The 13,907-nt window shown below is 66.2% G+C and carries 14 protein-coding genes; all 14 read right to left on the minus strand.

Going from position 1 to position 13,907, the window contains the following annotated elements:
- Positions 1–19: 19 nt before the first annotated feature.
- The 14 genes from ACIQTS_RS03945 to ACIQTS_RS04010 all read right to left on the minus strand — a co-directional run bounded on the left by ACIQTS_RS03945 (position 20) and on the right by ACIQTS_RS04010 (position 13,652).
- A complete protein-coding gene (locus tag ACIQTS_RS03945; protein WP_402471384.1) occupies positions 20–994 on the minus strand; it encodes an electron transfer flavoprotein subunit alpha/FixB family protein in 975 nt (324 codons plus the stop codon).
- A 12-nt stretch (positions 995–1,006) separates the two neighbouring features.
- The gene (locus ACIQTS_RS03950; protein WP_402471386.1) at positions 1,007–1,777 is read right to left on the minus strand and encodes an electron transfer flavoprotein subunit beta/FixA family protein; all 771 of its coding nucleotides are present in this window, start codon (positions 1,775–1,777) and stop codon (positions 1,007–1,009) included.
- A gap of 173 nt (positions 1,778–1,950) precedes the next feature.
- The gene (locus ACIQTS_RS03955) at positions 1,951–2,595 is read right to left on the minus strand and encodes a PaaI family thioesterase (RefSeq protein ID WP_402471389.1); all 645 of its coding nucleotides are present in this window, start codon (positions 2,593–2,595) and stop codon (positions 1,951–1,953) included.
- Complete coding sequence (locus tag ACIQTS_RS03960; RefSeq protein ID WP_402471392.1) at positions 2,588–3,763, minus strand: lipid-transfer protein; 1,176 nt, start codon at positions 3,761–3,763, stop codon at positions 2,588–2,590. Before ACIQTS_RS03960 ends, ACIQTS_RS03955 begins: the two co-directional genes overlap by 8 nt.
- The gene (locus ACIQTS_RS03965) at positions 3,760–4,191 is read right to left on the minus strand and encodes a MaoC family dehydratase (protein ID WP_402471395.1); all 432 of its coding nucleotides are present in this window, start codon (positions 4,189–4,191) and stop codon (positions 3,760–3,762) included. Before ACIQTS_RS03965 ends, ACIQTS_RS03960 begins: the two co-directional genes overlap by 4 nt.
- Positions 4,188–4,640: a Zn-ribbon domain-containing OB-fold protein gene (locus ACIQTS_RS03970; RefSeq protein WP_402471397.1), complete on the minus strand. Its 453-nt coding sequence runs from the start codon at positions 4,638–4,640 to the stop codon at positions 4,188–4,190. The genes ACIQTS_RS03965 and ACIQTS_RS03970 overlap by 4 nt, the downstream gene beginning before the upstream one ends.
- Complete coding sequence (locus tag ACIQTS_RS03975) at positions 4,640–5,158, minus strand: MaoC family dehydratase N-terminal domain-containing protein (RefSeq protein WP_402471400.1); 519 nt, start codon at positions 5,156–5,158, stop codon at positions 4,640–4,642. Before ACIQTS_RS03975 ends, ACIQTS_RS03970 begins: the two co-directional genes overlap by 1 nt.
- Positions 5,155–6,867 (minus strand): AMP-binding protein, encoded by a 1,713-nt coding sequence (locus ACIQTS_RS03980; RefSeq protein ID WP_402471402.1) that lies wholly within the window; start codon positions 6,865–6,867, stop codon positions 5,155–5,157. The genes ACIQTS_RS03975 and ACIQTS_RS03980 overlap by 4 nt, the downstream gene beginning before the upstream one ends.
- Positions 6,868–6,869: 2 nt before the next feature.
- Complete coding sequence (locus ACIQTS_RS03985; RefSeq protein ID WP_402471404.1) at positions 6,870–8,378, minus strand: MFS transporter; 1,509 nt, start codon at positions 8,376–8,378, stop codon at positions 6,870–6,872.
- Complete coding sequence (locus ACIQTS_RS03990) at positions 8,375–9,511, minus strand: acyl-CoA dehydrogenase family protein (RefSeq protein ID WP_402471407.1); 1,137 nt, start codon at positions 9,509–9,511, stop codon at positions 8,375–8,377. Before ACIQTS_RS03990 ends, ACIQTS_RS03985 begins: the two co-directional genes overlap by 4 nt.
- Entirely contained in the window at positions 9,508–10,689 is a 1,182-nt protein-coding gene (locus ACIQTS_RS03995; protein WP_402471409.1) for an acyl-CoA dehydrogenase family protein, read from the minus strand. Before ACIQTS_RS03995 ends, ACIQTS_RS03990 begins: the two co-directional genes overlap by 4 nt.
- 763 nt (positions 10,690–11,452) lie before the next feature.
- Positions 11,453–12,055 (minus strand): TetR/AcrR family transcriptional regulator, encoded by a 603-nt coding sequence (locus tag ACIQTS_RS04000; RefSeq protein ID WP_402471411.1) that lies wholly within the window; start codon positions 12,053–12,055, stop codon positions 11,453–11,455.
- A gap of 149 nt (positions 12,056–12,204) precedes the next feature.
- Positions 12,205–13,095, minus strand: coding sequence for a MaoC/PaaZ C-terminal domain-containing protein (locus tag ACIQTS_RS04005; protein ID WP_402471413.1), 891 nt, complete (start codon positions 13,093–13,095; stop codon positions 12,205–12,207).
- Between the two features lie 209 nt (positions 13,096–13,304).
- Positions 13,305–13,652: a hypothetical protein gene (locus ACIQTS_RS04010; protein WP_402471415.1), complete on the minus strand. Its 348-nt coding sequence runs from the start codon at positions 13,650–13,652 to the stop codon at positions 13,305–13,307.
- Between the last annotated feature and the right edge of the window lie 255 nt (positions 13,653–13,907).

The following is a 13,907-nucleotide window of genomic DNA, read 5'->3' on the forward strand; positions in this document are numbered from 1 at the left end:
GGAAACGATTCTCCTTGGTCTAGCCGGCGTTGGCCGGCTGCTTGGACTCCAGCAGCGCGGTGAGCTGCGGGAGGATCTCGAAGAGGTCGCCCACGATGCCTAAATCGGCAATGTCGAAGATCGGTGCGTCCTCGTCCTTGTTGATGGCCACGATGCGCTTGGCGGTCTGCATGCCGGCCAGGTGCTGGATGGCCCCGGAGATGCCCACTGCCACGTAGAGGTCCGGCGAGACGCTGACACCGGTCTGCCCGACCTGGTGGCTCTGCGGGATGTAGCCGGAGTCCACGGCGGCACGCGATGCGCCCAGTCCTGCACCCAGCGAGTCGGCGAGCGCTTCGATGAGCGCGAAGTTCTCCTTCGAGGCCACGCCGCGGCCACCGGAGACCACGATCTTGGCGGCGCGCAGCTCCGGGCGGGAAGAGGCGGCGGCCAGCGGGGTCACGGATTCGATTTCTGCCGAGGCGGCGGTGGCCACCTCGATGGCGGCGGAATCCACCTGGGCGGTGGCGGCCGGCAGCGGCTCGGCGCCGCTGGAAGCCACGGTGATCAGCGGGATGCCGGAACCTGCAGTGGATTCGGTGACATAGGTGCCGCCGAAGACCGAGTGCGTGGCGGCGATGCGGCCATCGCGCTGCGCCAGCTCGACCGCTTCGAGCACTACCGGGTTGCCGGTGCGCACCGAGAGCCGGCCGATGACCTCGCGGGCCACGGCGCTGGTCGAGGCGAGCACGGCGGCCGGGGCGTAGGCCTCGATGGCAGCCTGCAGGGCGGCGACGGCGCTGGCTGCCGGGTGGGCAGCAGCCTGCTGGGTTTCGCCGATGAAGACCTGCGCGGCGCCCTGCGCGGCGAGGGCGGCGGCGGTGCCGTCGCGGTCAGCGGAGGCGGCCACGGCCACCGGGGTGCCCAGCTGGGATGCCAGGGCCAGCAGGTGCGCGCCGCTGGCGGTCGGGGTGCCGTTCTCGGCCAGTTCGATGTGTACCAGGATGTTCGTCATGTCGTTGGTTCCTTAGATCAGCTTCTCGGCGGCCAGGTAGGCGGCAAGTTCCTGCGCGCCCTGTCCCTCGTCGATGATTTTCACGCCGGCGGTGCGCGCCGGGCGGGCGGCGGAGGAGAGCATCAGGTTGCCTGCTGCATGCTCCGGCGCGCTCAGGCCCAGCTCGGCGGTGCCCTGCACGGTGACCGGCTTGCGCTTGGCGGCCAGGATGCCCTTGAACTTCGGGAAGCGGGCCTCGCCCATGCCCTCGGCCACGGAGATGACCGCCGGGGTGGCCGCGCGCAGCGCGGTGGTGCCCGAAGCATCGGAGCGGGTGCCGCGCACGGTGCCGCCGGAGATCTCCAGGGTGCCCAGCGGGCCGAGGAACGGAAGGTTGAGCAGTTCGGCGATCATCGCCGGGACCACGCCGCCACGGCCGTCCGTGGACTCGTTGCCGGCCACGATCAAATCGGCATCGAGCGCGGAGAGCGCCTGGGCCAGGGCCCGGGCGGTGGCCAGCGCATCGGAGCCTGCCAGTGCGTCGTCCTGCACGTGCACCGCCTTGTCGGCACCCATGCTCAGGGCCTTGCGCAGCGCTTCGTTGGCGGCGGCCGGGCCCATGGTCACCACGGTGATTTCCACCGACTTGTCCGCGTCCTTCTGCTTCAGCGCGGCTTCCAGCGCGCGTTCGGTGATCTCATCGATCACGCGGTCGCTGGCGGCACGGTCTGCCCGACCATCGGAGGTGAGGTGGCGGCCTTCTTCGGTGTCCGGCACCTGCTTGATCAGCACTGCAATCTTCATGGTTTGCTCTTTTCTCGGTTCGATTCCACACCCGGCGCAGCCGCGTGGCGCGGGTCACGTTTCTGAAATACTATAACTAGATTCTAGTTTTTTGTCTAGGGCGGGGCACGGACCGCGTTGACGCCGCCTGAGCACCCCGCCCCGACGGGCTTGCCCAGCCCTGGTCGGCTTGCTCAGCTTTGCTCCGGCTGGCTCTCGCGCGGCGGCACCCACAGCCCGCGGGCCTGGGCCACCACCTGGCCGCCGGCCTCGATCTGGCCCCTGACCCAAATCTTGCGGCCATCGATTTCCTCCACCCACGCAGAAAGCTCCAGCTGCTCGAACAATGGCACCGCATGGTCGTAGTCCACGGTCAGCGACCGGGTGAAGATCCACTGCGCCACCGTGCCAGCGGCATAGCCCATCAGATGGTCCAGCAGCGTGGCCACCCATCCCCCGTGCACCCGGCCCGGAGGCCCCTGGTAGGGCAGGCCCAGCCGGGTGGTGGTGCGCACCCGGTTCGGCCCGTCCATGCGCATTGAAATCGGCGGGGCGATCGGGTTCAGCACCCCGGACACCGGCGAGCGGTCCATGTAGTCCTCGCCGCGCTCGCCGAAGGGGTCCAGCACCATGTCCTGCTCCTCGATGACAGCGCCGCGCAGCAGTTCAAGCACCCCGTCCAGGCGCTCGCCCAACTCCTGCGCTACTTCGGTGTCCACCGGAAGCCGGACCATCGCATCGAGCAGCTCGCGCACCTGCCCGGCAGCGTCCAGCAGCTTTTCCCCGCCGGCCGCCCGAACCTGCGTTCCGCCGTCCGGCAGGGCCACCTGCCTAGTCATTGCCCAGGATCAATGCGCTGGTCGGCACGCCGGTACCGGCGGTGACCAGCACGTTGCGGGCGTTGGCCACCTGGTTCACCGCGGTGCTGCGCAGCTGGCGCACACCCTCGGCGATGCCGTTCATGCCGTGGATATAGGCTTCGCCCAGCTGTCCGCCGTTGGGGTTGATCGGCAGGCGCCCGCCCAGCTCGATGGCGCCGTTCTTGATGAAGTCCTTCGCCTCTCCGCGGCCGCAGAAGCCGAACTCCTCCAGCTGCGCAAGCACGAACGGGGTGAAGTGGTCATAGAGCACCGCGGTGTCGATGTCCTCCGGGCGCAGCCCGGTGTCATTCCACAGCTGGCGTGCCACGTTGCCCATCTCCGGCAGCGCACGGTCGCCGTCCTTGCGGTAGTAGCTGACCATGGTGTGCTGGTCGTAGGCCGCGCCCTGGGCGGCGGCGCGGATGGTCACTGCCTTGCCCGGCAGGTCCTTGGCGCGTTCCGGGGTGGTGATCACGAACGCCTGGCCGCCGTCGGATTCCTGGCAGCAGTCCAGCAGGTGCAGCGGATCGGCGATCCAGCGCGAGTTCTGGTGGTCTTCCAGGGTGATCGGCTTCTCGTAGAACCAGGCCTTCGGGTTGGTGGCCGCGTGCTTGCGGTCAGCCACGGCCACCCGGCCGAAGTCCTCGGAGGTGGCGCCGGACAGGTGCATGTAGCGCTGGGCGAACATGCCCACCCAGGAGGCCGGCGTCATCAGCCCGAAGGGCAGGGTCCAGGCGTAGGCGGCGGCGCGGGTATCCGGGGCCATGCCCTCGGTGCTCATGGCCGCGCCGAAGCGGGCGCCGGAGCGCTCATTGAAGGCGCGGTAGCAGACCACGGTCTTGGCCACGCCGGTGGCCACTGCCATCGCCGCGTGCAGGATCGTGCCGGCTGCGGCACCTCCCCCGTAGTCCACATGGCTGAAGAAGTTCAGCTCCTTGCAGCCCAGGCCGCGGGCCACCTCGATGGCCGGGTTGGTGTCCATGGAGTAGGTGACCATGCCATCCACATCATGCGGGTCCACCCCGGCGTCGCGGCAGGCGGCCAGTGCGGCTTCCTGGGCCAGCTGCAGCTCGGAACGCCCGGAGTTCTTGGAGAACTCGGTGGCGCCGATGCCTACGATCACTGCCTTGTTCAGCAGGTTGCTCATGCCGATTCCCCTTTCGATGGGATCACGAGGTCTACGGTGCCCGTTACATGCGGGCCCAGGGAGTTGGTGCCGATGACCTTCACCACGACGTTGTCCCCGTCGACCGAGTCGACGGTGCCGGTGAAGGCCATTTCATCGCCCGGGAAATTGGTGGCGCCCAGGCGGATGTTGATCCGGCCCACGCGGGCAGCCGGTCCGGCCCATTCGCCCACGTACCGGTTGACCAGCGCGTTGGTGGTCAGGATGTTCATGAAGACGTTCGGCGTGCCAGCCGCCTGTGCCACGTCCTTGTCGTGGTGCACCTTCTGGAAGTCGCGGGTGGCGATGGCGCCGGTGACGATCAGCGTCGCGGTGATCGGGATGCGCAGCTCGGGCAGCTGGGCGCCGGCCTCGATGCCGGCGCGGACGGCGGTATCTACGGTGCTCATGCGGCGCCCCCTGCCGGACGGGCGACCGGCAGGACCAGGTCAGCGTCCATGCGCTCGGCGGTCACGTGCACCGGCATGCCGATCTGCACGTCCTCGCGGGCCACGCCCTCGAGGTTCATGACCACCCGGGCGCCTTCCTCCAGTTCCACCACTGCCACGATGTAGCCCGGCTCGAACGGCGGGACGATCGGGTGGTACATGACCACGTAGCTGTGCAGGATGCCGCGGCCGGACATGGTCTTCGGGGACCAGTGCAGCGAGTTGCACTGAGGGCACATCGGTACCGGCGGGTGGCGCAGCTCGTTGCAGTCGTCGCAATGCTGGATGGTCAGCTCGCCGCGCTCGTTCAGGGACTCGAAGAAGAAGGCGTTGTCCAGGTTGATGGCCGGGCGGGGACGCAGGGCCTGGCTCTTGGCCGTGGCCGGGGTCTCGGTCAGCGTTTCGCTCATTACGAGTTCCTCTTTTCAGGGTTGTACCACAGGGTGCGGAAACGCATGGTGCCCACGCGTTCGCCTTGCTGGTCGGTGTAGGTGGTCAGGGTGGTGATGAAGTAGCCCTCGCCCAGGCCGGTCTGCTTGGGGCCCGCGAAGGACTCGACCTTCTCGCTGGCGGTCAGCAGGTCGCCGGGGACCAGATAGCGGTCGTATTCCTGGTCGCAGTTCACCGCCACGACCTTCGGGTAGCCGCAGTCGGCCAGGTGGGCATAGGCGCGGTCCACGTCGGATTCGATCTCCGGGTCCGAGGGATTGATCATGTTCCAGACCTGCAGCGCCGAGGGCGGGGCCACCACGTCCGGGTGCCCGGCGGCGCGGGCGGCTTCCGGGTCCAGGTAGATCGGGTTGGTTTCCTCCATTGCGTCGCACAGGTGGTGGATCATGGGCCGGTTGACCTCGTCGCGGGCGACACTGATCCTCTCGTTGCCGGCGGCGATCATCTCGCCGATCAAGACAGTGGGATTCTGGCTCATACTCTCTCCTTAATGGTGGTTTCGGCTGGTTTCAGCGGCAGCAGGTGCGCACGGCCGTTCTCCTCGAACAGGGCCTCCAGCTGCGCCAGGGCCTTTTCATCCAGCACCTCGAAGGCGATATCCCTTCCGGTGCGGTGGAAGACGTTCTCATTCACCAGCCAGGCGTCGCGGCGCAGGCTGGGTTTGTTGATCTTCTGGGTGGCGGTCACCGGCACATCACGGACCACCGACAGGAAGCGCGGGGCCCACTTGGTACCCAGATCCGGCTGGGCTTCCAGGAAGGCGGCGAAGTCCGCCGGGTCGAAGGATTCCGGGTCCTCGACCTGCAGCGTGGCCATCACCTGGTCGCCGGTGCGGGCGTCCGGCACCGGATAGACGGCGGCCAGCATGACCCCCGGGTAGCGCGAGAGCACGCGTTCCACCGGGGCAGCGGAGAAGTTCTCGCTGTCCACGCGCAGCCGGTCCGAGGTGCGCCCGGCGAAATAGAAGTAGCCTGCCTCGTCGCGGTAGGCCAAGTCCCCGGTGAGGAACGCGGTGCCGCGCACGCGTTCGGCCACAGCTTCGGGGTTCTTGTAGTAGCCCTCGAACAGGGCAGCGCCGGTGAGGTTCACCAGTTCGCCGATGGCCTGTTCCGCGTTCAGAATGCGTCCGTTCTCGGAGAAGATCGCCGGCGGGCACGGTTCCATGGTGTCCGGGTTGACCACCGCGGCGTCCATGCCCTGCGGGGCAACGCCCAGCGCGCCGGCCGGGCAGTCGCCGGTGCGCTTCAGGGTCAGCCCGCCCTCGGAGGCGCCGTAGCTTTCGGTCGGCCAGACGCCGAAGCGGCGGTGGAATTCGGCCAGATCGAATTCGCTGGCTTCGGTGCCGAAGCAGGAGCGCAGGTAGGTCTCGGCTTCGGCGGCCTTTTCCGGCTGGGCCAGCAGGTAGGACAGCGAGCGTCCCACGTAGTTGAAGTAGGTGGCTTTGTAGCGCATCAAGTCCGGCAGGAACCCGGAGGCGGAAAACTTGCGGGCCAAGGCGAAGGTGCCGCCGGTGTACAGCGGATTGGCCCAGCAGGCGAAGATGCCGTTGCCGTGGAACAGCGGCATGGAGTTGTAGCTGACATCTTGCCGGCCCAGGCCCATGTGCTGGAATTCCGCGGTGCGGAACAGCCGCCCGGTGGTGCAGATGACCGCCTTCGGATCCCCAGTGGAGCCGGAGGTGAACAGCAGCAGCAGCGTGGTGTCCGGGTGCGCGGCGGCCGGCGCGTCGGGGCGCGGCAGGTGGCGCAGGGAATCCAGCTCGCGGGCGTAGCCGGCGGAATCGACATAGCGGGTCCGGGCGGCGGGCACTCCGGAATCCACCGAGTTGAAATAGCCTTCCAGCTCGCGGGTGGTCAGCAGGATCTCCACGTCGGTGTACGCGATGTCGCGGGCCAGTTCCTCGCCGCGGCGGGTGAGGTTGATGCCCACTACAGTGGCACCGGCGTAGGCTGCGCCGCCGATGGCGAAGATGTATTCCGGGTCGTTTTCCAGCATCACGCCCACGTGGAAGGGCTTGCCATCGTCGTGCAGCGAGAGCATCAGGTGGGCGCGGAGCTTGCATTCGGCCACAACTTCGGCCCAGGTCCAGATGCGGCCCTCGAAGAGCAGGCCGGGGTGGTGGTCCTCGGCGCGCAGGTCAAGCAGATCTCTGGTAGTTTGAAGTTTCGTTTCGAGAACGGTGTTCATTGCTAATCCTTAAGGGTGAGGTTGGAGACCTGTGGCTCGCCGCCGGCCGCGCTTGGCTGTTTCGTCGCTGGAATGAAAAGGACCACGACGATGGTCAGCAAGCAGGTGGCGATGAGTACGCCCACGACCAGCAGGAAGCCGGTCATCGAGACGAACGTGTTCTCGCCTGCTGCAACAGGCGAGAACACGAGCAACAGGCCCACGACCGAGGCGGCGACCGCCTGGAAGGCCGTACGGGTCACTGCATTGACGCCCGTGGCGGTACTGGTCTGCTCGGGCAGCACGCATTCGACGATCACGGTCGGCATGCCCGAATAGAGGAAGCCGGTTCCGAAGATCACCACGACCATGCCGGTGACGACCACCGCGATGCTGGTCGGGTCGATGCACACGATCAGCAGGCCGATGATAGTCAGCAGCGAGCCGATCATCAGTGAGCTGCGCGCGCCGAAGCGGCTGGAGATCCGGCCGATCAGCGGCGAGATCGCGAAGGCCGCGGCGGCGGTGATGAATCCCAGCAGGCCGGTCATGGTGGCGCTCAGCCCCAGGCCCACCGGGAGCTCCATAACGCTGCCGTCCGCCAGCGGGATGCTGTTCGGATTGCGGTACAGGGTCACGGTGAGGATATTCGTGGTGCCGATCGGACCGATGGCGATCAGCGCGGTGGCCAGCATGCCCAAGGCGAACTTGCGCTGGGTGAACATCCGCACGTCGATCATCGGTTCGCGGGTGCGCAACTCCCAGCGGACCCACAGCGCCAGCAGCACTAGGCCGCCGATCAAGAAGAACAGCACCTGCCAGTTGCCGAAGCCCAGTTCCTTGCTCAGGGTCAGGGCGTACAGCGCGCCGGCGATGCCCGCTCCGAACATCAGCCCGCCCGCCCAGTCCACATGCACCGCGGAGGCCAGCGAGGCCTTCGGTTCGCGGGTGATGCCGAAGTGCACCAGCACGGCTGCCACGCAGGCGAAGATCGCCGCGGTCCAGAAGATCCACTGCCAGCTGGCGTAATCCAGGAACAGGCCTCCGCCGAGCATGCCGCCGGCGCCGGCGATCAGCGCCGAAGTTGAGACCACCGCGATGCCGGTGCCGATCTTGTGCTCCGGGAAGGTGGAGCGGACCATGCCGATGGCCAGCGGCAGCACTGCGCCGGAGACGCCCTGCAAGGCGCGGCCGGCGACCAGGATGCCGAAACTCGGGGCGACGGCGCTGATGACCGAACCCAGTGCCGAGAGCAGCAGCACCCAAACCAGGATCTTGCGGCGGCCGAACTGGTCGCCAAGGCGTCCGACGAAGCTGGTGGCCAGCGCCGCGACCAGCGAGTAGGAGGTGACCACCCAGACCAGCTGGGAGAGGTCCGAGGTGAAGAATTCGCCCGGCGTGTACAGCAGCTGCACCGCCATGGACGTCTCGAAGGCCGCGACGACCTCGGCGACCACCAGGATCGCCAGCACTGCGGCCACGCTCTGCCCGGCATGGGTGCGGGCCTTGCCCGCGGTCCCCGGCGCACTCATGCTTTCCCTCCGTCCAGGATGACCGCCGCTAGTTCTTCGCTGACATGTCCCGCGGTGCCCCAGAGCACGTCCAGTTCGCGCATCCACACGAAGAACCGGTGGATGTGGTTGTCCAAGTCGGCGCCCATGCCGCCGTGCAGGTGCTGGGTGGTGTGCACCACGCGGAATCCGGCCTCGCGGGCCAGCCAGGATGCGCCCAGGGCGGCTTCGGCCCCGTCGCCATCGTGGTCCAGCTGCCAGGCGGCGTCGATGGTGGACAGCCAGGTGGTTTCGGTGTCGATGAACGCGTCCGCCGCACGCAGGGCCACCCCCTGGTTGGTGGCGATGGCGCGCCCGAACTGCTTGCGCTCGTTGGTGTACGCGGCGGTGCGGCGCAGTGCCTCGGCACCCACGCCGGACATGAGCGCGGCCGCCGCGGTGAGCAGGCGCAAACGGATCCACGCGGCCGCCTGCCCGGTGCCGCGGTTGGCCCCGATCAGGTCCGAGGCCTGCACCTGGACGCCGGCAAAGGCCAGCTCGGCGTGCTGCTGGCGGGACAGCCCGTGGTACTCGTCCAGGGTGATGCCCGCGCGGTTCGCCTCGATCAGCGCGGTCAGCTCACCGGCCTCGGTGTGGAACTGCACCATTAGGTGGGTGGCCGACGGAACCAGGTACCCCAGCTCGATGGCCCCGTCCAGCACCCAGCCCTCGCCGGAAGCGGTGCCGTTGACACGGCGGCGCACCTCGGGTTGCAGCGCGGCGATGCGCACCGAGCCGGCGCCAATGCCTTCGAGCAGCTGCTCGTGGCCTCCGAATTCGGCGATGGCCAGGGCCGCGACGGCGGTGGTGATGAAGGGGACGCGGCCCAGGGTGCGTCCCTGTTCGCGGGCGACGAGCGCCAGCCCGGCCATACCCAGTCCCGGTTCGTCCTCGCCCATGGGCAGCAGCGCGTCGATCAGCCCGGACTCGGCGATTTGGCTCCACAGGGCCGCATCGTAGGCGGCTCTTGCCTTTTCGCCGGCGGCGTTGAGTTCGTCGGTGCCCAGCGAGGAGAAGATCTGCGCGGCGAGGTCGGCCAGGCCCTGCTGGTCCTCGTCCAGGGCGAACTCCATGCTCGGGGACTCAATGGTGTTGTTCATGCTCGCGGTGCTCAACGTGCGCTCCTTGCCATGCCGAGGGTGTTCCAGGCGACGATTTCGCGCTGGATTTCGGCGACTCCCCCGCCGAAGGTATTGATCTGCGCGCCGAGGTTCATCAGTGCCAGGCGTCCGGTGTCGAAGTTCCACGGGGCATCGGAGATGCGGGTGGCGGTGCCACCCACGATCTCCAGCAACGACCGGTACACGTCGATCACGGTTTCGGTGGCGAAGACCTTGGCCGCGGAGGCCGAGCCCGGATCCAGCGATCCCTGCGCGGTGGTCTCCACGAGTTTCCAGTTCATCAAGCGCATGGCGCGCAGCCGGGCGGTTGAGGTGGCCAGCAGCGAGCGGACCCAGGGCTCATCGCCCAGCGGGGTGCCGTCGGCGGTGACCTGGTCCTTGAGCCATGTGCGAACCTCGTCCAGCTGTCCTTCGCAGATGCCGCTGAAGGCGGCCAGGCCCACGCGCTCGTGGTTCAGCTGGGTGGTGATCAGTTTCCAGCCTTCGTTTTCCTCGCCCACGACGTTGGTGAGCGGAACCCGGATGTTGTCGTAGTAGGTGGCGGTGGTGCTGAAGCCGCCCACGGTATGGATCGGGGTGGCGGAGAAGCCCGGGTCGCTGGTCGGCACCAGGATCAGCGAGATGCCCTTGTGCTTCGGGGCATCGGGATCGGTGCGGGCGGCCAGCCAGATCCAGTCGGCGCCGTCGCCGCCGGAAGTGAAGACCTTGGAGCCGTTGATGACGTACTCGTCGCCGTCGCGCACGGCGCGGGTGGTGAGCGAGGCCAGATCGGTGCCAGCCTCCGGTTCGGTGTAGCCGATGGACACCACCAGCTCGCCGGCGAGGATCTTGGGCAGGAAATAGTCCTTCTGCTCTTGGCTGCCATGGCTCATCAGGGTCGGGCCCACGGTAGTCATGGTGATCATCGGGATCGGGGCGTCGGCGCGGTAGGCCTCGTCATAGAAGACGAACTGCGCGGCCGGGCCGCGGCCCTGGCCTCCATACTCGACGGGCCATCCGATGCCAAGCCATCCGTCCTGGCCCATCTGCCGTTGCACTGCGGAGTGGACCGGTCCCCCGGTCTCACCTTCTTGCTTCAAGCCCGCGCGCACCTCGTCGGTGAGGAGCGCGGCGAAATAGGAGCGAAGCTCCTCGCGGAGTGACCGTATCTCCGTGGAAGAACGTAAATGCATTACGTTGCCTTTCGTCTTTGACTAGGCGATTACCGTAAGTAACGGTGGAATGTGATCCAGATTACTTACCGGCCGACAAGTAATCAATACCTTGCGCACAGCAGATTCTTGAGCTAGTTCCGGAGGAATCCCAGAGGGAAAATATTTCTTTTCGCAGAGGCTTTGCCGTGGGGAATCCGGACGGCAGATGAGAAGAACGGCGATTCTTTCTGCAGGCCCAAGCCCTGCGATATTGATCCCGCAAGCCGGATCCACGGCAGATGCAGCCAGTCGCGAAGGAGCAGCGGAGCATCTGCAGAATAGAAACTAGAACCTTATTGCAGTTCAGTTGCCATTTGGTCGGCATCCCCAGTCCTGATCGGCCATGGGCGGCGCCCCTTGCGGCGACCCTTGAGTCAGGACTTGGACCGCTGCGGGCCGCGCTGGAGACCGCGGGCGGAAAGCGTTGCCGAAGCTGAAGAATCGAGAATCTTCCAGCGCCGATACTGCCCGAAAACTCGGCGGAATATGGCAAACGGATCCCATGGGAATCCTGCAGTCCCGGTTATTGAGACGAAAAATCCCCCGGAAATTTTTCCGGGGGAAGATCGGTGGCATAAAACTGCCGAAGCTACGCGATCAACGAGGGATTTGCTCGTAATAAACCCGCTAGTTCGGGCCTTCGGAAGGTGGTCGGCATTGGTCCTCTGACGAACGCCGGCTAGCGGTTCGGCAGTCTCATTTCACCAGGCACCCCAGCGTGCCAGCTTGTCTGGCCGAAGAGTCAGTGGGCGGTAGTGGAGTCGAGTGCTTCGCGGATGAAGCCGTAGACGATCTCGCGTCGCCGCGCGGACTTCATCCCGGGGACCACCATGCGGTCATCTGTGAAGACCATCTCCCGATGCAGCATGTCCATGACCAGGATGGCCTTCACCTGGTCTTCGTCGCTCATGTCCGGGAGCATGGCCAGCTCCATGGTGCGGCGACGATGGTACTCAATCCGCTCCTTGATCTCGTCGGGCAGCCAGGTGTTGTTGCTGCTGCTGGCCAGCACCGCTACGGCGCGGGAATGCGAGAGCAGAACCTGCGAATAGCTGTAGAGGAATTCCCAGCGCCGCTGCGCATCGGGGAACTGCTCGGGCGCCTGCTCCAGCAGGTCGTCAATGGCGTCCAGCAGTGGAGAGAGGATCCCGGAGAGGATATCGGCCTTGCTCTTGAAGTGGTAGTACAGTGCGGCTTTGGTGAAATCCAGTTGCGCTGCGATGGCGCTGAGCGGGGTTCCCGCATAGCCATGCTCGAGAAACAAGTCGGTGGCTATTGCCAGGATCTTTTCGCGACTGCCCTGCTTTTCGCCAGACGGCTTCGTGGTGCGTTGCTCAGTCTTCACGTTCTTGGTTCCTATGCTATGGATTCTCCACCCGATCATATCGGGTACGCGCAGTGCTACTGAGCCGTCGATTTCCTGCGGAATAATTCACCGCCCCCGGCCGGCCGTCATCGGCGGCCGGGGGCGGCTGAAGATCCAGGAACTGCCGGTTAGTTCGCGGCGGCATCCTGGAGTTCGACGGCATCCTGCGCTATCGCGGCGGCAGCGGTGGCGACTCCACGGTCCAGTACGATCTTCCCGTCGGCGAGCACCTGGAACAACGCGCCGTCAGGGGTGTTCCATATGAGCGTTTCCAGCTTCTGCCCCGGGAAGACCGGGGCGGCGAAGCGTGCAGTGATCGAGCCCAGGCCGCGCTCGGCCAGCAGCGTCGAGTTGCGCACCAGCGCGAGGGCCGCCATGCCGTAGGTGCACAGGCCATGCAACACCGGCCGGGGGAAGCCTACCCTGCTTGCCAACACCGGATCGGAGTGCAGCGGGTTGCGGTCGCCGTTCAGGCGGTAGAGCAGGGCCTGGTCCACGCTGGTCGCCTGCTCGATAACCTCGTCGGGTTCGGTCCCCGGCTCTGCCCAGCCGCCGGTGCCTTCCGGGCGCGGGCCGTAGCCGGTTTCGCCGCGGATGACCATGGAGGTTACGGTGGTGGCAACCAGTTGCCCCTCGTGGTCCAACAGTTCGGTGGTCAATTCGATGATGGCGTTTTTGCCCTGGTCATAAACGGCACTCATGAAACTGCGCGGGGTAACGCTACCCTCCGAAGGTAGTTCTCGATGCAGGACCAGCGACTGCCCGCCATGCAGGATCTGTTGCAGCTTGAAGTCCCCGAGATGGTCCATCGAACCGCCGCTGCCGCCGAGGACGACAGCGAAGGTCGGGAAGACCTTCTGCTGGACGCCGAAGGAGTTCTCCGTCGTGTATTCGATTTCCTTGGTTGCGTCGGGACGCCCGGCTCCGATACTTAACGCATATAGCAGCGCCGAATCGCGGTCCCAGGTGACGGTTTCCCCTACGCTGACCTTGCCGATATTCTCTGTAAAAATTGCCATGCTCTTGCCTCTCCAGCCCGTTCATCCATGACGCGAGTCACTCATTCCATCAAGACTATAACTGGATTCTAGTTTTCGTCTATGGCTTGAAGGGAATTCGGGCCTTGGCCGCGCACGAACCGACGAAGCCAATCCCCAGGACTCCGCCTGCCGTCGCGCAACTAGGACATCGAGCAGAAGCCGCGGCCTGGGCGCCGCGAGCATAGGCCTCAGCCTAGCGCGTCGGTTCGGCGGTTCCTGCTATGCACGATCGCCAACGCCACCCACAACACCACGAGGAGCGCTGCAAATTGCGCCGCAACGAGCGCCGGAACTGGCATGGCCGCGGCAGACACGGCCAGCACCGCGATCAAGGTCGCAGTGCAGGCCACGATACCCACGAAGAACCCAGCTGAGTTTGGCCCACGGCTCACCCGCGCGGTCGCCACGGTACCGATAGCTACCGCAGCGCCGGCAGCTATCCATGATGCGACACCTGCCCCGAAGGCGCCCAGTGCCACCGCACCGACGGCCAAGACCGCCGCCATCGCGATCCTCATCATCACCGACATACCCATCGTTCCTCCTCCTGCACAACCGATCACTTTGAGCCTGCGGGGCAACCATCGAGGTCCTGCTCCATTCCTGGATGCGCCCGCATTTCCAACGTATCTAACTTATTTAGCTTAATACAGAGCATTTCAACCGTATTTTCTTCTACACCCTCATACTTAAGTAGGATCGCGCCGAGGCCGGGAGTTTGGTAGGGCAGCACCAGTCCGCGCCCCGCCAACCCCGGTTGCCTGCGCGCACAGCGAAGACCGGCCCAGCTC

It is taken from the genome of Glutamicibacter sp. NPDC090743, from assembly GCF_044769125.1.
GTDB lineage: Bacteria > Actinomycetota > Actinomycetes > Actinomycetales > Micrococcaceae > Glutamicibacter.